The organism is Streptococcus mitis (genome assembly GCF_023109235.1).
Lineage (GTDB): Bacteria > Bacillota > Bacilli > Lactobacillales > Streptococcaceae > Streptococcus > Streptococcus mitis_DA.
The window spans coordinates 57,023-78,077 of sequence record NZ_JALDUC010000010.1 but is presented as its reverse complement, the minus strand read 5'-3'; the positions used below and the strand labels follow the sequence as shown (position 1 = coordinate 78,077).

The window sequence follows — 21,055 nt, the reverse complement described above, 5'->3', positions numbered from 1 at the left end:
CTGTGAAAAATAATCCACAATGTTATCAAGTTTTATCCACAGGTTGGGGATAAAATCAGAAACTATTGATTTATGAAGCTTTTTTTTTGAAAAAAATAGTGGATAACCTTGTGAGATAAAAAAATAAAAGAACAGCCTTATTTCAGGCTGTTGATAATTCTACTGTATTCTTCTTGGTTTGAGAAAGCAATAATGATTTTTCCACTATCTTTTTTAGACAGTTTGATTTCTACATCTAATCCGAGTATTTTTTTTAACTGTTCTTCTTCATTTTGTATGAAATAATCATTTTTTTGCAGTTTCTTTTGTTTTTTCTCTGTCAGAAGAGCTTCTAACTTCCTTACAGAAATGTCTTCTTCTATAATTCGTTGAAAGAAATAGTCTTGTTGTTCCTTATTCAACCCAACTAGCGAACGCGCATGGGCTTGTGATAGTTGGCCATTTTCTACTTCTGAAAGGATCTGTTCTGGCAAGGACAGCAAGCGAATAGAGTTGCTGATATAAGGACGAGACTTGCCCATTTTATCTGCAATTTCAGCATGGGTAAATCCTTTCTCTACAAGAGATTCATAGGCGCGTGCTTCTTCTATTGGATTTAAATTTTCTCTCTGTAAATTTTCAATGATAGATTGGATCATCATCTCTTGATCTGAAAGCTGCTTAACAACAGCTGGGATATACCTTAGACCAGCTAAAAGTGAAGCCCGATAGCGTCTCTCTCCTGCAAGGATTTCATAACCAATAACAGGAGATTGACGAACAATAATCGGTTGAATGACCCCATTTTCTTTGATAGACTGTGCTAGTTCATGTAGTTTTTCTCCATCAAATTCTTTTCGAGGTTGATAGGGATTTTTCTGTATATCTGTGATAGAAATCATTTCAAATTTTTCCATGATTCTACACTAACACATCTTTTATCTTATGTAAAGCTTTCTTTACATAGATGTCAATTAAGATTCTAAATCACCTGAACTCTTGTCAAGTTTAATAGATGTAGTTTCTTCTTTACCGTTACGATAGTAAGTTATTTTAATGGTATCTCCGATAGAATGATTGTAAAGAGCACTTTGTAAGTCTGTTGATGAAGCAATTTCCTTGTCATCTACTTTTGTAATAACATCGTATTTTTCAAGGTGACCATTGGCAGGCATATTACTTTGCACAGAACGAACAACTACACCAGATGTTACATTGCTTGGAATATTCAGTCTTCTAATATCACTTGTATTAATATTTGAGAGATTGACCATTTGAATTCCCAAAGCTGGACGAGTAACTTTTCCGTTCTTTTCCAACTGTTCAATAATATTGATAGCATCATTTGCAGGGATTGCAAAACCAAGACCTTCTACAGATGTTCCTCCATTTGTGGCAATTTTACTTGAGGTAATTCCGATAACCTGTCCTTGAATATTGATTAGTGGGCCACCAGAGTTACCTGGGTTAATAGCAGTATCAGTTTGGATGGCTTTTGTAGAAATGGCTTGTCCATCTTCAGATTTTAAGGACACATTTCGATTAAGACTAGATACAATACCCTGAGTGACAGTATTTGCATATTCAGAACCCAATGGGCTACCAATAGCAATGGCAGTTTCTCCTACGGTTAACTTACTAGAATCACCAAATTCAGCTACTGTTGTCACTTTTTCTGAAGAGATTTTGACGACAGCAATATCAGAGAAAGTGTCCGCTCCGACAATTTCTCCGGGTACTTTAGTTCCATCTGACAAACGAATATCTATTTTGCTGGCGCCATTTATAACGTGATTGTTGGTGACAATATAAGCTTCTTTGTCATTCTTTTTATAAATAACCCCAGATCCTTCACTAGAGATTTGCTGAGAATCTGTGTCAGTATCATCATTGCCAAATACGCTATTTTGTCTGTTTGCCGAATAAGTAATAACAGAAACAACAGCATCTTTTACTTTGTTAACAGCCTGAGTTGTTGAATTTTCGTTCTTATAAGCAGTCTGTGTAATAGTGCTATTGTTGTTAGAGTTGTTTACCCCACTTTTTTGAGTGAGTTGAGTTATTGAAAAACTACCCAAGGCTCCACTAATAAAGCTAATGACGATAACGACTAATAATTGAAACCATTTTTTGTAAAATGTTTTTAGATGTTTCATATTTGCCTCCATATGTTTTAAATTAATGAAAGTATAAACTGACTAGCTTAATTATAACTTAAACATAAAAGTTTTTCACAGATTGTGGATAACTTTCAAAAATCTGTGGTTTTCTCGGCTAAAATTAACCTTTTATTTTGTGAATAAGATGTGAAAAAAGAGAGAATATGTTAGAATAGAGTCATGAAAATTAAAGTTGTAACAGTCGGGAAACTGAAAGAAAAGTATTTAAAAGATGGTATCGCAGAGTATTCAAAACGAATTTCTCGATTTGCTAAGCTTGAAATGATTGAGCTAGCAGATGAAAAAACACCAGATAGGGCCAGTGAGTTAGAAAATCAAAAGATTTTAGAAATAGAAGGTCAGAGAATTTTATCAAAAGTTGGTGACCGTGATTTTGTTATTGCGTTAGCTATTGAAGGGAAAACTTTCTCTTCAGAAGAATTTAGTAAGCAGTTAGAAGAAGCTTCTATAAAAGGATTTTCTACTCTTACCTTTATTATTGGAGGGAGTCTGGGGTTATCACAGGGTGTAAAAAAGAGAGCCAATCTTTCTGTTAGTTTTGGCCGCTTAACCTTGCCCCATCAGTTAATGAGACTAGTACTTGTTGAACAAATCTATCGGGCTTTTACGATTCAGCAGGGATCACCCTATCATAAATAGAAAATTGACTTTCAATTAGATTTTTGGTAGAATAGATGTATTAGGTCTCATAGCTCAGCTGGATAGAGCATTCGCCTTCTAAGCGAACGGTCGCAGGTTCGAATCCTGCTGGGATCAATATAGTAGCAAAGCTGGGAATTTTCCCGGCTTTTTTCTTAAAAAAGTACACTTGGGGAGAAAAAAATGACAGTTGAGAGAATTTTATATAAAACGAAATTCCATTTTGTATAATAGTTTTTGTAAGTTAGCTTACAAGAAAAAACATTGAGGAGATTTTATTATGAAAAACACAGTTAAATTGGAACAGTTTGTAGCCTTGAAGGAAAAAGACTTGCAGGAGATTAAAGGTGGGGAAAGTAGACTGTCAAGATTACTCCGTGATTTTATTTTCCAAATAAAACAGTAATGAAATAAGGAGAAAGAGTAATGAATTTGCTTGAATTTGGGACAGTTATTGTTTATTTTTTAATTATTAGTTACAGTTACCACTTAATTTGTAAAGGTCAAGTAAATAGAAGAGAACTATACGTTTTTGGTGCTTATACATTACTAACAGCAATAGCACTTGATTTTCCCTTATATCTTCTAAATTTAGATGGGTTAGGGATTGCAACATTTTTATTTCCTTTGGGCTTATATTCCTATTTTCGATGGATTAAACAGTATGAGAGGGATAGAGGACTATTCCTAAGTTTACTACTATCTCTTTTATATGAGAGCACTCATAACTTTCTGTCCGTAACTTTTTCCTCTATAACAGGAGACAATTTTGTTTCACAATATCATGCCCCATTCTTTTTTGTTGTAACAGTGCTGACTTATGTTGTTATCTTAAAAATCATTCATTATTTCCACTTAGAACTAAACTATTTTGATAAGGACTACCTTTATCCCTTCTTGAAAAAAGTATTTTTTGCTTTAATACTGCTCCATACTGCATCTTTCGTTTCAGATATGGTAAGTACGGTTAAACATTTGAATAGTTTTGGAAGTATTTTGTCATCTATTGTTTTTATCTCTCTACTTTTGACCTTCTTTGCAATGAATTCTCATAAAGAACAAATGGAGAAAGAGATTGCTTTGAAGCAGAAGAAATTTGAACAGAAACATTTACAGAATTATACAGATGAAATTGTCGGACTGTATAATGAAATCCGTGGTTTTCGACATGACTATGCTGGTATGCTTGTCAGTATGCAGATGGCAATTGACAGTGGTGATTTACAGGAAATTGACAGAGTTTACAATGAAGTTTTGGTCAAAGCAAATCACAAACTGCGTTCAGATAAGTACACTTACTTTGATTTGAACAACATAGAAGATTCAGCTTTACGAAGTTTGGTTGCTCAGTCAATTGTCTATGCTCGAAATAATGGTGTAGAGTTTACACTGGAAGTAAAAGATACGATTACCAAGCTCCCAATTGAACTATTGGATTTGGTTCGTATCATGAGTGTTTTATTGAATAATGCTGTCGAAGGATCGGCTGATAGCTATAAAAAACAAATGGAGGTAGCAGTTATTAAGATGGAAACTGAAACAGTTATTGTGATTCAGAATTCATGTAAAATGACGATGACTCCTTCAGAAGATCTATTTGCCTTAGGATTCTCCACTAAGGGAAGAAATCGCGGAGTAGGATTAAATAATGTGAAAGAACTACTAGATAAGTACAACAATATTATTTTAGAAACAGAGATGGAAGGCAGTACATTTAGACAAATTATTAGATTTAAGAGGGAATTTGAATGAAAGTTTTAATTTTAGAGGATGTTATTGAACATCAAGTGAGACTAGAGAGAATATTGGATGAAATTTCGAAAGAATCGAATATTCCAATATCATACAAGACAACAGGAAAAGTCCGTGAATTTGAAGAATACATTGAAAATGATGAAGTAAATCAGCTTTATTTCCTAGATATCGATATTCATGGAATTGAGAAAAAAGGATTTGAGGTTGCTCAGCTCATTCGTCATTACAATCCTTACGCTATTATCGTCTTTATCACCAGTCGATCAGAGTTTGCGACTCTAACCTATAAATACCAGGTATCAGCCCTAGATTTTGTTGATAAGGATATCAATGATGAGATGTTTAAGAAGAGAATTGAGCAAAATATCTTCTACACGAAGAGTATGCTACTTGAAAATGAAGATGTGGTAGATTATTTTGACTACAATTACAAGGGAAATGATTTAAAAATCCCTTACCATGATATTTTGTATATTGAAACGACAGGTGTCTCTCATAAATTGCGCATTATTGGTAAGAATTTTGCAAAAGAGTTCTATGGAACAATGACAGATATTCAGGAAAAGGATAAACATACCCAACGATTTTATTCTCCTCATAAGTCATTTTTGGTAAATATAGGCAATATCAGAGAAATTGATCGAAAAAACCTAGAAATTGTTTTCTATGAAGACCATCGTTGTCCTATTTCAAGGTTAAAAATTAGAAAATTGAAAGATATTTTAGAGAAAAAATCTCAAAAGTGATTGACAATTAGTAAGAAATTGATATAATGGTTATATCTGCTACAGATAGAAGGTCCGTTGGTCAAGGGGTTAAGACACCGCCTTTTCACGGCGGTAACACGGGTTCGAATCCCGTACGGACTATTTTATCCGCCATAGCTCAGTTGGTAGTAGCGCATGACTGTTAATCATGATGTCGTAGGTTCGAGTCCTACTGGCGGAGTATAGATAAAAGGGAACACAACTGTGTTCCTCTTTTTGTATCAATTTATATCACCAAGCATCTTCATAAGGAAGTCTGTTATTTCTTGAGGACTTTCTTTTTTTCCATGTGCAATCCAAGTTTGGCAGACACCAAAAAGTGCATGAGTTAGATAGATGCTACTATATTCTAATTCAGTGGTATTGAGATTCAGTTGCATAAAGCGTTTTTGTAAATCCGTACTGAGCATGATATGAAGTTTATTTCGTAAGAAATTTTGGATTTCTTTAGTCCCATTTTCAGAAAGAAGGGCAGCCAGAAGTGGTTCTGACTCTAGATATTCAAAGACTTCTAAAATAGCATCTTTTTTGTGATGAGCATGTTTTTGAAAAATATATTCAAATGTATGAAATAGCTTGCTTTGATAGTGCTCAATCATATCATACTTATCCTTATAGTGAGTATATAAGCTGGAACGACTAATTCCGGCTTTTTCTGCTAACTTGACAGTAGAAATTTGATCAAACGGCTGTTCCATCAGTAATTGTACCATAGCATTTTCAATAGTTCGCTTTGTTTTTAAGCGTTTGTTACTTTCTTGCATATTTCCTCCTTATAAACAAATTAGACTATATGTCTAAAAATGGATTTTTTATCTTGTAATTTAGATTTTTTAATGTATAATCTATTATATCAAAATTTTAGACAATATGTTTAAAAAAGGAGAAACTATGTTTAAAGAATGGAAAGCAATTTTTAAAAAACCAACCTTTATTATTGTCATGATAGGAATTTCTCTTATTCCAGCTCTGTACAATATCATATTTTTGTCCTCAATGTGGGATCCATATGGGAAATTATCTGATTTGCCTGTGGCAGTTGTCAATAATGATAAAGAGGCTTCCTATAATGGTAACACTATGTCTATAGGGAAAGACATGGTGTCCAATTTAAAAGAAAATAAAACCTTGGATTTTCATTTTGTAGATGAAGAGGAAGGTAAGAAGGGCTTAGAAAATGGCGATTACTATATGGTAGTGACTTTACCAAGTGATCTATCTGAAAAGGCCACTTCTATTTTAACGGATCACCCAGAGCAAATGCAAATCGATTATCAGACTTCAAGTGGTCATAGCTTTATTGCAAGCAAGATGAGTGATTCTGCTATGACACAATTAAAGCAGAATGTTTCTACCAATGTAACCGAGACCTATATTAAAGCTTTATTTAACAAAATGATTGATTTAAAGGATGGTATGAATCAAGTAGCTTCAGGCAGTGAAAAATTAACTGATGGGGCGAATCAGTTAGCGACAGGAAGTCAAACATTAACTACTAACCTACACTCTTTAGCAGATTCAAGTTTAACATTTTCAAATGGAACGGAGCAGTTTACTAGAGGATTATCCTCTTATGTTTCTGGTGTCGAACAACTTCATCTTGGCTTAGGGAATTTTAATAGTGGTTTAGTTACATATACTGGTGCAGTGAGTCAATTAGATAGCGGATTAGGTCAATTGTCTTCTAAAAGTCCTGAATTAGTGAGGGGAATTAATCAATTATATACTGGTGTAGAATCCTATACTGGCGGTGTTTCTAAGCTTAATGCTGGTCTGAATCAATTTTCATCTGGTGTTAGTGCCTATACAAATGGAGTGGGGAATCTTGCAACAGGTGCTAATCAGTTATCTAATCAATCAGCTACACTTCGAATGGGTGTGGAGCAATTAAGTGAAGGGATTCAACAACTTTCTAGCAAGTTAGAGGCTTCGTCTGAGCAAAAAAATCAAATTAATCAATTATCTTCTGGTCTGAATCAGTTAAATCAAGCTATTCAAAATATTGATGTTGGTGATACAAAACAATTAGATTCTGTTTTATCAAGTATAGTATCTCTTTCTAATCAAATGTTAGCAAGTGCTCAGTCTGATAAAGCGACTACATTAGCTAATATTCAATCGACAGCAGCTTATCAATCTTTGACAAGTGAGCAACAAGCTGAAATAAGTGCTTCTGTATCTCAAAATTCGACTGATAGTATTCAATCGGCTCAGTCCATTGTAGCTTTAGCTCAAGGTTTACAGGGAAGTTTAGAAAACTTACAAAATCAATCTTCTAATCTTTCGACATTAAAAAATCAAGCTAATCAAGTATTACCGCTTGCTTCTACTTCTTTGACAGGATTGTCAAGTGGATTAACAGAAATACAAGGAGCTGTTACTAGCCAATTAGTTCCTGCTAGTCAGTCGATTGCAACAGGTGTAAATGTATATACTGCAGGTGTTGATAAAGTTTCTCAAGGCGCAAGTCAACTAAGTGAAAAAAATTCTACCTTGACAGGTAGTTTGGATAAACTAGTTTCAGGGTCAACTACCTTGACACAAAAATCTTCTAGCTTGACAGCAGGAGTTGGTCAATTAGTTGAAAAAACTCCAGAATTAGTATCAGGTATTGAAAAATTATCAACTGGATCCAATCAATTGAATCAAAAGAGTCAAGAATTAATGGCAGGAGTTGATAAATTGCAGTTAGGATCGGGCCAATTAGCTGATAAATCCAGTCAGTTACTTTCAGGTGCGTCTAAATTAGAGAATGGGGCTAATAAATTGGCAGATGGAGCTGGGAAACTAGCAGAAGGTGGAACAAAGTTAACTTCTGGCTTTGAAGGTTTACAGACAGGACTTGCTTCTTTAGGACAAGGATTGAGTAATGCCAGTGATCAACTCAAATCAGCATCTACGGAATCTAAAAATGCAGAGATTTTATCAAATCCTCTCAGTCTTTCCAAAACAGACAATGATCAAGTTCCTGTAAATGGAGTTGCAATGGCTCCTTATATGATATCAGTTGCTCTCTTTGTTGCAGCAATATCAACGAATATGATCTTTGCGAAGTTACCTTCAGGACGTCATCCGGAGAGCCGCTGGGCTTGGTTGAAATCTCGAGCTGAAATAAATGGTATTATAGCTGTTTTAGCAGGAATTTTGGTATATGGAGGAGTCCATCTTATTGGGTTAACTGCTAATCATGAAATGAGAACATTTATTCTCATCATCTTAACAAGTTTAGTATTCATGTCTATGGTGACTGCTTTAACAACGTGGAATAGCCGTATAGGAGCTTTCTTCTCTCTTATCTTGCTTTTATTACAGTTGGCATCAAGTGCCGGTACTTATCCACTTGCTTTGACAAATGATTTCTTTAGAGCTATTAATCCTTGGTTACCAATGAGTTATTCAGTTTCAGGATTACGACAAACAATCTCTATGACAGGAAATATTCATCACCAAGTTATTTTCCTTGCTGTGATATTAGTACTATTTATTGGTTTAGGTATGCTAGCCTATCAACCTAAGAAAATGGAAGGAGATTAAAAAAATCGACCGATTAACTAGTCGATTTTTTTATGCCTTAGATGACTTTCGTCTGTGATTATAGATTCCAAATAGTAAGAGAGAAGTAAAGGAACAGATTCCTCCAGTAATAAACCCATTGGGAATAAAGGAAAGTGTAATAGTTCTTTTCCCCTTAGGAACGTCAACTTTCATAAAGCCAGTTTGAGCTTGTTTAATTTCTATTTTCTTACCATCTTGGTAGGCAGACCAACCTTTGTCATAAGGAATGGTGAAGAAAATAGATGTATCTTGTTGGACATCATATGTAGCAAAAACCTTGTTTTTAGAAGTCGATACTGTTACTGGTTGTTCTTTAATTTTTTGAATTGCCTCAGTTAAAGTTTGGGTATCTAAACGGTAGAAGGTAGGAGATTCAAATGATACTTGTGAATTTCCAGGGAAACTAACATGAATATTGAAAGTTTTTTTCTCTTTTGTATATCCTAGATTAAAGAAGGAGAAGGCATTATCAGTTGTAAAAGTTTTCTTTTCCCCATTGACAAGAATGTCAACCTTCTTTTGTTTATCATTAGAAAAGTGAAGGTTAGTGAAAGAAAGATAAACTTGGCTATTTTCTGGTACTTCAATTTGATACTGGATTGCTGCATCCTCATTTGAAGAACTTGTGACACTAATCAAATCATTAGTATTTTCTGTTTTGTCATAAGGGATTGGAGAAAAATAATCAAAATCGACGTTAGCAAGTTGATTTAAAAACGAGGTTTGATTATCCAAAGTGTGTTCATTAAACTTGACATCATTGTAAACAGATTGACTAGCAAATGCAATCGGAAGAGAGAATTGATTTTCATATAGGGCAAGATTATCTTTTTGATATACAACTTGGAAACCATACTTATTAATAGGACTTTCTGAGATATTATATTGGATGCCAAATAAACTATCAGCCAAAATGCTATTATTGGCATAACGGAGATTGAGATTAGTCCCAGATGATTTAAACCCAAGTTTATCCAAAGTAGAGCTTGCTGAACGATTTCGAACAGATGAAAATTGAGAGATTCCATTGTAATTGAATTTCATACTGTCATTTCCTGTCTGAGTTTCTAGTTTCTCAGTACGAGTAAATTGGTTCCCAATATATGTTGAAAAAGATTCCATAGCTGGGATATCTCGATTATAAGCACTTCGAGAAGCAAATCCCCATTCTTTAGCAATTCCGTCCATTTGAGATGAAGCATTTAAACTCATTTCAACCATTATAAATAAAGAGATTAGAATGGCAAATAGATTGACAGAGATAAACTTTTTGATAACTGCAAGGAGTAAAAGCGAATAGACAACCAAAAATTCAAGAGTAAGCAGAATATTCAAATCTGTTAAAAAAGAATAATGTGATTTTAGATAGATGGTAGCTAAAAATCCTGTTACTATAAGAAAAAGCGAAACTAAAAAATTCCAGATTTTAATTTCTCTCAGACGATTTAAGACTTCCGCTGCTGTGTAAATTAATAAGGTAGAGAAAATCCAAGCATAGCGATGTAAAAACATGTTTGGAGTATGTATGCCTTGCCAAAATAAATCAAGAGCTTCTATATAAAAGCTTGCAATTAGAAATGCAAAGAAGATTGCATAGATAAGTTTCACGTGAAACTTAATAGATTTCATCGTAAAAAATAAAATGGTTAAAATAAAGGGAAGCAGTCCAACAAAAATCATTGGGATAGCCCCATACTTTGTTGTATCAAATGAACCAATGAATTGCTTGGCAAAGAGATCAAGATACCAGCTACTTTCAGTTTGAAACTTTGTAACTTCTGTCAATTTTTCCCCATGTGTCTGTAAATCAAATAGAGTAGGAAGAGTCAGAATCAAACTAGTCATACCAGCTAAAAAGGAGGTGACTATGAAATCAAGAACCGATGATTTTCGAGTCTTAAAGTCCCAAGAAATTTGGCAGAGATACCAGAAGATAAGAAACAATGCTGTCATATATCCAAAATAATAGTTTTGAATAAACAAGGTTGACAGACTTGTAAAGTACAATAGGAATTTCTTTTCAGTTATAAGTAGGTGTAAACCAGTTATAATTAAAGGAATTAATATAAAAACATCTAGCCAAGTTTTTATCTCTAATTGACTGACAGTGAAACTCATCAGAGCATAGGAAGTAGATAAAGCTAGTTTTAAAGGCTTAGGAATCGATTGAAATAATTTATTTAAACTAAAGTAAGTTGACAAACCAATCAATCCAAATTTTAAGAGAGTTGTCAGATAGACAGCATCTGGCATATTCGACAGATTAAAAAAATAAACTAGAGGTGAAAGGAAACTTCCCAAGTAATAACTAGATAGGGCATAGAAATTTAATCCAAGGCCACTTGTAAAGGTGTAAAACAGACTACCATTTCCATGTAGGATATTTCGTAAGGCTACATCAAAAATAACGTATTGATGAAACCCATCGCCTAATAGTGGAGATGTATCGCTATTCAAGTAGATACCTTGAGATAGATATACTCCTATCATAATGATTATGGGAATGATGAAAGAAACAAAATAGGTCCAATATGTTTTAAAAAATAATTTCATGTTACCTCATAAAATGTTAGAAAACTCAGCTGGTTAACCCAACTGAGTTTTGAAGTTTTATTTAGTCTTTCCAAAGTTCTTTAACTTTTGCTTGTACTTCTGCATTTTCTAAGAATTCATCATAGGTTTCATCGATACGGTCGATGACGCCATTTTTAGACAAGACAATGATATGGTTAGCTAGAGTTTGAATAAACTCGTGGTCATGGCTGGCAAAGATGATTGATTCTTTAAAGTTTTTCAATCCATCATTCAAGCTTGAGATAGATTCCAAGTCCAAGTGATTGGTTGGATCATCAAGTACAAGGACATTTGATTTTAAGAGCATGAGTTTTGAAAGCATGACACGGACTTTTTCTCCCCCTGACAAGACGTTTACAGGTTTGTTAACCTCATCTCCAGAGAAGAGCATACGGCCGAGGAAGCCACGTAGGAAAGTATTGTCATCTTCTTCTTTACTTGCGAATTGACGCAACCAGTCAAGGATTGACTCTCCCCCTGCAAAATCGGCCGAGTTATCTTTTGGCAAGTAAGAACGGCTAGTAGTTACTCCCCACTTGACAGTTCCTTCATAGTCAATATCCCCCATGATTGCACGAATTAATGCAGTCGTTTGGATGTCATTCTGTCCAATAAGCGCTGTTTTATCACCTGGACGCAAGATAAAGCTGATATTATCTAAAATAGTCTCACCATCAATCTTTACAGTTAGATTTTCTACTGTCAAGAGATCATTACCAATCTCACGTTCCGCTTTAAAGTTGATAAATGGATATTTACGACTAGATGGTACAATTTCTTCAAGTTCAATCTTATCAAGCATTTTCTTACGTGATGTTGCTTGTCTTGATTTAGAAGCATTAGCAGAGAAACGAGCAACGAACTCTTGCAATTGCTTAATTTTTTCTTCTGCTTTAGCATTACGGTCTGCTAGCAATTTAGCAGCAAGCTCAGAAGATTCCTTCCAGAAGTCGTAGTTTCCGACATAGAGTTTGATTTTTCCGAAGTCAAGGTCGGCCATGTGAGTACATACTTTGTTTAAGAAGTGACGGTCGTGGGATACTACGATAACGGTGTTATCAAAATCAATCAGGAAGTCTTCTAGCCATGTAATTGATTGGATATCCAAACCATTGGTCGGTTCGTCCAAAAGAAGAACATCTGGTTTACCAAAAAGTGCTTTGGCGAGGAGAACCTTTACTTTCTCACCGTTGGCCAATTCGCTCATATTTTGGTAGTGCAATTCTTCTGGAATATTTAGGTTTTGAAGTAGTTGAGAGGCTTCACTCTCTGCTTCCCAACCTCCAAGTTCGGCAAACTCTCCTTCAAGTTCGGCAGCACGGACGCCATCCTCATCTGAGAAATCTTCCTTCATGTAGATAGCATCTTTCTCTTTCATGATGCTATAAAGTTTTTCATTTCCCATGATAACAACATCAATGGCACGTTCATCTTCATAGTCAAAGTGATTTTGACGAAGAACAGAGAGACGTTCATCTGGACCAAGAGAGATGTGACCAGTAGTAGGTTCGATATCTCCAGCTAAAATTTTTAAAAAGGTTGATTTTCCGGCACCATTAGCACCGATTAATCCATAAGTATTTCCTTCTGTAAATTTGATATTGACATCATCAAAAAGTTTGCGATCACTAAAACGTAGTGAAACATCAGATACTGTAAGCAATGTTTTTCTCCTATATGTGTAATATATTTATTCTACTAGAAAATATAGAAATATTCAAATTTTTATCTGTCAATTTTTTGTAAACTATATTTACAGAATGCTTTACACGAATCCGTAAATAGCAAGACTGATTTATTTTAATAAATTACGGTTATTTCATTAAAAAAATGCTATAATTGAAGGGACCATATCGAAGGAGAATAAAATGACTAAACCCATTATTTTAACAGGAGACCGTCCAACAGGAAAATTGCATATTGGACATTATGTTGGAAGTCTCAAAAATAGAGTTTTATTACAGGAAGAGGATAAGTATGATATGTTTGTGTTCTTGGCTGACCAACAAGCTTTGACAGATCATGCTAAAGACCCTCAAACAATTGTAGAGTCTATCGGAAATGTGGCTTTGGATTATCTTGCAGTTGGATTGGATCCAAGTAAATCAACTATTTTTATTCAAAGCCAAATTCCAGAATTAGCTGAGTTGTCTATGTATTATATGAATTTGGTGTCATTAGCACGTCTGGAGCGTAATCCAACTGTCAAGACAGAGATTGCTCAAAAGGGATTTGGAGAAAGTATTCCAACAGGATTTTTGGTTTATCCAATTGCACAAGCAGCTGACATCACAGCCTTTAAGGCTAATTATGTTCCTGTTGGGACAGATCAGAAACCAATGATTGAGCAGACTCGTGAAATTGTTCGTTCTTTTAACAATGCATATAACTGTGATGTTTTGGTGGAACCAGAAGGTATTTATCCAGAAAATGAGAGAGCAGGGCGTTTGCCTGGTTTAGATGGAAATGCTAAAATGTCTAAATCACTCAATAATGGTATTTATTTAGCTGATGATGCGGATACTTTGCGTAAAAAAGTAATGAGTATGTATACAGATCCAGACCATATCCGTGTTGAGGATCCAGGTAAGATTGAGGGAAATATGGTTTTCCATTATCTAGATGTTTTTGGTCGTCCAGAAGATGCTCAAGAAATTGCTGACATGAAAGAACATTATCAACGAGGTGGTCTTGGTGATGTGAAGACCAAGCGTTATCTACTTGAAATATTAGAGCGTGAACTTGGTCCTATTCGTGAGCGCCGTATTGAATTTGCTAAGGATATGGGAGAAGTTTATAATATGCTTCAAAAAGGTAGTGAAAGAGCGCGTGAAGTTGCGGGTAAAACCCTATCTGAGGTAAAAGGGGCAATGGGACTTCAGTACTTTAACTAAGTTTATTTTACAAGAAACTATCATTTCTATCTCGAAGAAAAGATAGTTTTTTATTTACCCCTGTAACATTTGACAAATTTTTATAGAATGGTATGATAGATACAATATAAAAAGAGTCAAGCTCAAAAAGAAAGAAAAGAGGAAACTTCGAATGTCTAATTGGGACACTAAATTTTTGAAAAAAGGTTTTACCTTTGATGATGTATTGCTTATTCCATCTGAAAGTCATGTGTTGCCTAACGATGCAGATTTAACAACTAAATTGGCAGATAATTTGACTTTAAATATCCCAATTATTACCGCTGCCATGGACACAGTTACAGAGAGTCAAATGGCCATTGCTATTGCTCGTGCAGGCGGTCTCGGAGTTATCCATAAAAACATGTCAATTGCTCAACAAGCAGAAGAGGTTCGTAAGGTAAAACGTTCTGAAAATGGAGTTATTATTGATCCGTTCTTCTTGACGCCTGAACATACAATTGCTGAAGCAGATGATCTTATGGGTCGTTACCGCATCAGTGGTGTTCCAGTTGTTGAAACACTTGAAAATCGTAAATTGGTTGGTATTTTGACAAACCGAGATCTTCGTTTTATTTCAGACTATAACCAACCAATCTCAAATCATATGACCAGTGAAAATCTTGTTACTGCTCCTGTGGGTACAGATCTTGCAACAGCTGAGAGTATTCTTCAAGAACACCGTATTGAAAAGCTTCCTTTGGTAGATGAAGAAGGTCGTCTTTCTGGTTTGATTACTATCAAAGATATTGAAAAAGTTATTGAGTTTCCAAATGCTGCTAAAGATGAGTTTGGTCGTCTACTAGTTGCAGGTGCAGTAGGTGTTACTTCAGATACATTTGAACGTGCAGAGGCTCTTTTTGAGGCAGGAGCGGATGCGATTGTTATTGATACTGCACATGGTCATTCTGCAGGTGTCTTGCGTAAAATTGCTGAGATTCGTGCTCACTTCCCAGATCGTACTTTGATTGCTGGAAATATTGCAACAGCTGAGGGTGCACGTGCCCTTTATGAAGCAGGTGTAGACGTTGTCAAGGTTGGGATTGGACCAGGTTCTATCTGTACTACTCGTGTGATTGCTGGTGTTGGTGTTCCGCAAGTAACAGCTATCTACGATGCTGCAGCTGTTGCGCGTGAATATGGTAAAACGATCATTGCCGACGGTGGAATCAAGTATTCTGGAGATATTGTAAAAGCCCTTGCTGCAGGTGGAAATGCAGTTATGCTTGGATCAATGTTTGCTGGAACTGATGAAGCTCCAGGTGAAACTGAAATCTTCCAAGGACGTAAGTTCAAGACTTACCGTGGTATGGGATCAATCGCTGCTATGAAAAAAGGTTCAAGTGATCGTTACTTCCAAGGTTCTGTCAATGAAGCAAACAAACTTGTTCCAGAAGGAATTGAAGGTCGTGTTGCTTATAAAGGAGCGGCAGCTGATATTGTCTTTCAAATGATTGGTGGTATTCGCTCTGGTATGGGTTACTGTGGTGCAGCGAACCTTAAAGAGCTACACGATAATGCTCAATTTATTGAAATGTCTGGTGCTGGTTTGAAAGAAAGCCATCCTCATGATGTACAAATTACTAATGAGGCACCAAATTATTCTATGTAAAAAAACAATGAAAAGAACTCCAGTAAAAACAGGAGTTCTTTTACAATGTTGTCAATTTTCATTTACAGCAACTTTACCATCCTGAATAGTGAAGATACTTAGATTTTCTGGCAAATTTTGAAGATGATCTAAGCTTGTTGTTGTTATAAAGGTTTGGATTGACTGAGAAATCGTTTCTAATAATTTTAACTGTCTAGTGTTGTCAAGTTCACTCATGACATCGTCAAGTAATAATATCGGAGATTCTGTAGTAATACTTTCCATTAATTCGATTTCTGCTAATTTTATCGAGAGGACGAGACTACGATGTTGACCTTGACTTCCAAAACTAGCATCCATCCCATTTATATAAAAAGAAATATCATCTCGATGAGGACCAACACCAGTATTCTTTTTAAATAAATCTCTGGACCTACTTTTTTCTAAAGCAATTTTGAAAGATTCTGATAAGTCTTCTTTGTCAGCTATCTTGACAGAAGATTGATAGGATATTGACAGTTCTTCAATCTGATTAGAGATTTCAAAATGTTTCTTACGCCCAAAATGCTCTAGTTTTTTTATGAAATCTAAGCGGTGCTTCATTACACGATATCCATAATCGACTAGCTGATCATCTAGTACCGAAAGGAAGGTTTCATCTATTGTTTGAGCTGATTTTAAATAGGTATTTCTTTGTTTTAGGATATGGTTATAATTTGTTAAGTCAGATAAATAGATTGGCTTAATTTGCCCAAGTTCCATGTCAATGAATTTTCGTCGAACTGAAGGTGCTCCTTTAATTAGTTGTAAATCTTCAGGAGCAAATAAGACAACATTCATGTGTCCTACGTAATCTGAAAGTCGTGCCTGTTTTAAGTGATTCACTTTTGTCACACGTCCTTTTTGTGTTAGTTCAATTTCGAGAGGAACGAATCCCGTTTTTTTCTGAACAAGACCTGAAAGATGAAGTTGTTCCTCATCAAAATGAATGAGATTTTTATCTGTTCGAGTTCGATGACTACGTGTTAAGGCTAAAAAATAGATAGCCTCTAACATATTTGTTTTTCCTTGAGCATTACGTCCTAAAAAGACATTTAATTTAGGATTAAAGTCTATTTTCGTCTCTTTATAGTTACGAAAAGTTTTGAGAGATAGATGTTGTAGCCACATGATTATCTACCAGGGAATCGCGGAGCTTGTTTGCTTTTGGGTGAAGAAGTAGGTTTTGATTTATCTTTTTTTACTCCCTTATTCATCTCTTTAACAAGCTTAGCGATTCGTTCTTTTTCAACTTTATCAGCTTGGTATTCCTCTTTCTCCTCAGAAGTAGGTTGTGTCAACAAGATGTCAATATTCATGTCAGGGATGTCAACTTTATCACCAATACGAAGTTTTTTACCACGACGATTCTCTAATTCCCCATTAAAGTAAACAGAATGTTCAGCGAGAAATGATTTGATAGCTCCTCCGCTATGTGTAATTCCAAGTTCTTTGAGTAGTGCTTGGAGGGTAATAAATTCTTCAAATAATTTGTATTCCATAATTCACCTCAATCTTTGGTATTATACCATATTTTCCTAAAAATAGTGAGAGAAATAGGGAGAAATGTAAGCGATTTTTATTTCAAAAGTGTTACAGAGAACAAGAAAATTTCAGGTTTTCGTGATATAATAGAAGTCTGTATATAAGGAGGTAAATCATGGAGTTAGTGCATGGAATTTCAACACATTTTATCCAATCAAAAAAGTTTAAAACGAACAAAATCGCCGTGCGTTTTACCGCTCCATTATCCCTCGATACGATTGCAGGTCGCATGTTGAGTGCGAGTATGCTAGAGACTGTTAATCAGATGTATCCCACTTCTCAAGATTTGAGGAGACATTTAGCCAGTCTATACGGCACAGATATGTCAACTAATTGTTTCAGAAGAGGGCAAAGTCATGTTGTAGAATTGACATTTAATTATGTTCGTGATGAGTTTTTAAGTAGGAAAAATGTGCTAACTTCTCAGGTTTTGGAACTAATAAAAGAGACTCTTTTCTCACCCGTGGTAGTTGATAATGGATTTGATCCGTCCTTATTTGAAATTGAGAAAAAGCAATTGCTAGCAAGTTTAGCAGCTGATATGGATGATTCTTTTTATTTTGCACATAAAGAATTAGACAAATTATTTTTTCATGATGAACGTCTCAGATTGGAATACAGTGATTTACGAAATCGTATTTTAGCTGAAACTCCACAAAGTTCTTATTCTTGTTTCCAAGAATTTTTGGCCAATGATCGAATAGACTTCTTTTTCCTAGGTGATTTTAATGAGGTTGAAATTCAAAATGTATTAGAATCATTTGTCTTTAAAGGTCGAGAAGGAGATGTGAAGGTTCAGTATTGTCAACCTTATTCCAATATCCTTCAGGAAGGTATGGTTCGGAAAAATGTGGGACAATCCATTTTGGAATTAGGTTATCATTGCCCTTCTGAATATGGTGATGAGCAACATTTACCCATAATTGTAATGAATGGTTTACTTGGTGGATTTGCTCACTCTAAACTATTTACAAATGTCCGTGAAAATGCTGGATTGGCTTATACTATTTCAAGTCAGCTCGATTTGTTTAGTGGATTCTTGAGGATATATGCTGGTATCAATCGAGAAAATCGTAACCAGGCTCGTAAAATGATGAATAATCAACTGATTGATTTAAGAAAAGGATATTTTACAGAGATTGAGTTAGAGCAGACCAAAGAAATGATTCGTCGGTCTTTATTACTTTCTCAAGATAATCAAAGTTCATTGATTGAACGTGCTTATCAAAATGCCTTACTTGGAAAATCTTCAGCAGACTTTAAAGGTTGGATTGCAAAACTCGAGAAAGTTGACAAAGATGCTATTTGTAGAGCAGCTAATAATGTGAAACTACAAGCGATTTACTTTATGGAAGGAATAGAATGACAAAGGTTGTTTTTGAAGAAAAATACTATCCAGCTGTAAAAGAAATGGTTTATCGAACTCGTTTGTCAAATGGCTTGACAGTTGCTCTTTTGCCTAAAAAGGAATTTAAAGAGGTTTACGGGAGTGTAACTGTACAGTTTGGTTCGGTAGATACGCTTGTCCCAGAAGTTGACGGATATGTAAAAAAATATCCTGCGGGAATTGCTCATTTTCTTGAACATAAATTGTTTGAGAGAGAAAATGCTAGCGATTTGATGTCGGCTTTTACGAGTCTAGGTGCAGATAGTAATGCCTTTACAAGCTTTACAAAAACAAGCTATCTTTTTTCAGCAACGGATCATTTTTTAGAAAATTTGGACTTACTTGATGAATTGGTAACATCAGCACATTTTACTGAAGATTCCATTTTAAGAGAGCAGGATATTATCCAGCAAGAACGAGAAATGTATCAAGATGATCCAGATTCGTGTTTATTCTTTTCAACTTTAGCAAATTTGTATCCAGGCACACCTTTAGCAACTGATATAGTTGGCAGTGAGGAGTCCATTTCCCAAATAAATCTAACTAATTTGCAAGAAAATTTTACAAAGTTTTACAAACCTGTAAATATGTCTCTGTTTTTAGTTGGTAATTTTGATGTGGAGCAAGTACAAGACTATTTTGAAAGAAAAGAATTGAAAGATTTAGATGTTCAGGAAGTAGTAAGAGAAAAATTTGTTTTACAGGCTGTAAAGCAAACAGACAGCATGAGGATGGAAGTATCTTCTCCCAAACTAGCGATTGGTGTTAGAGGTAAACAAGAAGTTGCCGAAGCGGATTGCTATCGACATCATATTTTATTAAAATTATTGTTTGCAATGATGTTTGGTTGGACTTCGGATCGTTTTCAGAAATTATATGAATCAGGTAAAATTGACGCATCCTTATCTCTGGAAGTTGAAGTAACAAGTCGCTTTCATTTTGTCATGTTGACAATGGATACAAAAGAGCCAGTTGCTTTATCTCATCAGTTTAGGAAGGCTATTCGTAATTTTACAAAGGATTTAGATATTACAGAGGATCATTTAGATATTATCAAAAGAGAGATGTTTGGAGAATTTTTCAGTAGCATGAACTCTCTTGAATTTATTGCAACGCAATATGATGCTTTTGAAAATGGTGAGACAATTTTTGATTTGCCAAAAATTTTACAGGAAATTACTTTAGAGGATGTCCTTGATGCTGGACATCATTTAATAGATGATGGTGATATAGTTGATTTTACAATATTCCCATCGTAGTAACCTATCATAATCGATACTAGAAAGAAGGAATGACAAGTATGAGGAAAAAAACAATTGGTGAGGTTTTACGTTTAGCTAGAACCAACCAAGGGTTGACTTTAGAAGAATTACACAAAAAAACAGAAATTCAGTTGGATATGTTGGAAGCTATGGAAGCTGATGATTTTGATCAACTTCCTAGTCCATTTTATACTCGTTCTTTTTTGAGAAAGTATGCGTGGGCAGTTGAACTTGATGAGCGAATTGTCTTGGATGCTTATGATTCTGGGAGCATGATTACTTATGAGGAAGTAGATGTTGATGAAGACGAGTTGACAGGTAGGAGACGTTCAAGTAAGAAAAATAAGGCATCATTTTTACCTTTATTTTATTTTATACTTTTTGCACTATCGATTGTCATTTTTGTGACTTATTATGTTTGGAATTATCTCCAGACTCAACCGGAGCGTTCGTCTGCGTCTAGTTATAGTGTAGTCCAAGCAATAAGTTCGACTAGTTCTGTAACTCCATCTTCAAGCAGTAGCTCATCTAGTAGTTCTTCAAATATAGAACCTGCTATAAGTGTATCAGGTGAAGGAAATCGAGTAGAAGTTGCTTATAAAACGAGCAAGGAAACTGCAAAATTGCAATTATCAGTGTCAGATGCTAGAAGTTGGGTTAGTGTTTCAGAAAGTGATCTTGAGGGTGGGGTGACATTATCACCTGATAATAAAAGTGCAGAAACAACAGTTTCAACTAAAAATTCTGTCACCATTACTTTAGGTGTTGTCAAAGGTGTCGCTTTAACAGTAGATAATCAGACTGTTGATTTATCGAAATTAACAGCTCAGACTGGACAAATCACTGTAACCTTTACTAAAAATTAAGGAA

17 protein-coding genes and 3 tRNA genes are annotated in these 21,055 nt (G+C 35.0%); 13 read left to right on the top strand and 7 right to left on the bottom strand.

From position 1 onward, the window contains the following. Nucleotides 1-137: 137 nt before the first annotated feature. Together M1F55_RS07265 and htrA are read right to left on the bottom strand one after the other, a co-directional pair. The gene (locus M1F55_RS07265; protein ID WP_020902614.1) at nt 138-896 is read right to left on the bottom strand and encodes a ParB/RepB/Spo0J family partition protein; all 759 of its coding nucleotides are present in this window, start codon (nt 894-896) and stop codon (nt 138-140) included. A 57-nt stretch (nt 897-953) separates the two neighbouring features. Continuing rightward, complete coding sequence (gene htrA / locus M1F55_RS07260; protein ID WP_247947590.1) at nt 954-2,135, bottom strand: serine protease HtrA; 1,182 nt, start codon at nt 2,133-2,135, stop codon at nt 954-956. A gap of 183 nt (nt 2,136-2,318) precedes the next feature. Here htrA and rlmH point away from each other — a divergent pair, with 183 nt between their 5' ends. From rlmH to M1F55_RS07225, 7 genes are all read left to right on the top strand, one after another. Further along, nucleotides 2,319-2,798 carry a 23S rRNA (pseudouridine(1915)-N(3))-methyltransferase RlmH gene (gene rlmH, locus M1F55_RS07255; protein ID WP_143952662.1) on the top strand — a complete coding sequence of 160 codons (480 nt, stop codon included), beginning with the start codon at nt 2,319-2,321 and terminating at the stop codon, nt 2,796-2,798. A gap of 43 nt (nt 2,799-2,841) precedes the next feature. Further along, nucleotides 2,842-2,915 (top strand) — tRNA-Arg (locus M1F55_RS07250). A gap of 163 nt (nt 2,916-3,078) precedes the next feature. Further along, on the top strand, nt 3,079-3,204 hold the full coding sequence (comC, locus tag M1F55_RS07245) for a competence-stimulating peptide ComC (protein WP_000799684.1): 126 nt from the start codon (nt 3,079-3,081) through the stop codon (nt 3,202-3,204). Between the two features lie 20 nt (nt 3,205-3,224). Further along, nucleotides 3,225-4,550: a competence system sensor histidine kinase ComD gene (comD, locus tag M1F55_RS07240; protein ID WP_004255283.1), complete on the top strand. Its 1,326-nt coding sequence runs from the start codon at nt 3,225-3,227 to the stop codon at nt 4,548-4,550. Next, entirely contained in the window at nt 4,547-5,299 is a 753-nt protein-coding gene (gene comE / locus M1F55_RS07235; protein ID WP_000866065.1) for a competence system response regulator transcription factor ComE, read from the top strand. Before comD ends, comE begins: the two co-directional genes overlap by 4 nt. A gap of 51 nt (nt 5,300-5,350) precedes the next feature. Beyond that, nucleotides 5,351-5,422: transfer RNA gene (locus M1F55_RS07230), tRNA-Glu, on the top strand. Between the two features lie 5 nt (nt 5,423-5,427). Further along, a tRNA-Asn gene (locus tag M1F55_RS07225) sits at nt 5,428-5,501 on the top strand. Between the two features lie 40 nt (nt 5,502-5,541). Here M1F55_RS07225 and M1F55_RS07220 read toward each other — a convergent pair. Continuing rightward, nucleotides 5,542-6,084, bottom strand: a complete 543-nt coding sequence (locus tag M1F55_RS07220) for a TetR/AcrR family transcriptional regulator (protein ID WP_247947589.1) — start codon at nt 6,082-6,084, stop codon at nt 5,542-5,544. Nucleotides 6,085-6,211: 127 nt separating this feature from the next. Here M1F55_RS07220 and M1F55_RS07215 point away from each other — a divergent pair, with 127 nt between their 5' ends. Next, on the top strand, nt 6,212-8,854 hold the full coding sequence (locus M1F55_RS07215) for a YhgE/Pip domain-containing protein (protein WP_247947588.1): 2,643 nt from the start codon (nt 6,212-6,214) through the stop codon (nt 8,852-8,854). Nucleotides 8,855-8,884: 30 nt separating this feature from the next. On the opposite strand, the gene M1F55_RS07210 is transcribed toward M1F55_RS07215, so the two are convergent. Both M1F55_RS07210 and M1F55_RS07205 read right to left on the bottom strand, forming a co-directional pair. After that, nucleotides 8,885-11,428 carry a YfhO family protein gene (locus M1F55_RS07210; RefSeq protein WP_247947587.1) on the bottom strand — a complete coding sequence of 848 codons (2,544 nt, stop codon included), beginning with the start codon at nt 11,426-11,428 and terminating at the stop codon, nt 8,885-8,887. Between the two features lie 61 nt (nt 11,429-11,489). Continuing rightward, a complete protein-coding gene (locus M1F55_RS07205) occupies nt 11,490-13,112 on the bottom strand; it encodes an ATP-binding cassette domain-containing protein (protein ID WP_000958774.1) in 1,623 nt (540 codons plus the stop codon). Nucleotides 13,113-13,317: 205 nt separating this feature from the next. On the opposite strand from M1F55_RS07205, the gene trpS reads away from it, so the two are divergent. Next, nucleotides 13,318-14,343, top strand: coding sequence for a tryptophan--tRNA ligase (gene trpS / locus M1F55_RS07200; protein ID WP_223340660.1), 1,026 nt, complete (start codon nt 13,318-13,320; stop codon nt 14,341-14,343). A gap of 151 nt (nt 14,344-14,494) precedes the next feature. Continuing rightward, the gene (guaB, locus tag M1F55_RS07195) at nt 14,495-15,973 is read left to right on the top strand and encodes an IMP dehydrogenase (protein WP_223340658.1); all 1,479 of its coding nucleotides are present in this window, start codon (nt 14,495-14,497) and stop codon (nt 15,971-15,973) included. Nucleotides 15,974-16,024: 51 nt separating this feature from the next. On the opposite strand, the gene recF is transcribed toward guaB, so the two are convergent. Beyond that, nucleotides 16,025-17,122, bottom strand: a complete 1,098-nt coding sequence (recF, locus tag M1F55_RS07190) for a DNA replication/repair protein RecF (RefSeq protein WP_247947586.1) — start codon at nt 17,120-17,122, stop codon at nt 16,025-16,027. Between the two features lie 2 nt (nt 17,123-17,124). Continuing rightward, nucleotides 17,125-17,493, bottom strand: coding sequence for a S4 domain-containing protein YaaA (yaaA, locus tag M1F55_RS07185; protein ID WP_247947585.1), 369 nt, complete (start codon nt 17,491-17,493; stop codon nt 17,125-17,127). A gap of 158 nt (nt 17,494-17,651) precedes the next feature. Between yaaA and yfmF the strand changes: the two genes are divergently transcribed. From yfmF to rodZ, 3 genes are read left to right on the top strand one after another with little or no spacing between them, the layout of a single operon-like run. Then, nucleotides 17,652-18,902 (top strand): EF-P 5-aminopentanol modification-associated protein YfmF, encoded by a 1,251-nt coding sequence (gene yfmF / locus M1F55_RS07180; protein ID WP_247947584.1) that lies wholly within the window; start codon nt 17,652-17,654, stop codon nt 18,900-18,902. Further along, on the top strand, nt 18,899-20,182 hold the full coding sequence (gene yfmH, locus M1F55_RS07175) for an EF-P 5-aminopentanol modification-associated protein YfmH (protein WP_247947583.1): 1,284 nt from the start codon (nt 18,899-18,901) through the stop codon (nt 20,180-20,182). Before yfmF ends, yfmH begins: the two co-directional genes overlap by 4 nt. Before the next feature lie 41 nt (nt 20,183-20,223). After that, entirely contained in the window at nt 20,224-21,051 is an 828-nt protein-coding gene (gene rodZ, locus M1F55_RS07170) for a cytoskeleton protein RodZ (protein WP_247947582.1), read from the top strand. The last annotated feature ends 4 nt before the right edge of the window (nt 21,052-21,055 follow it).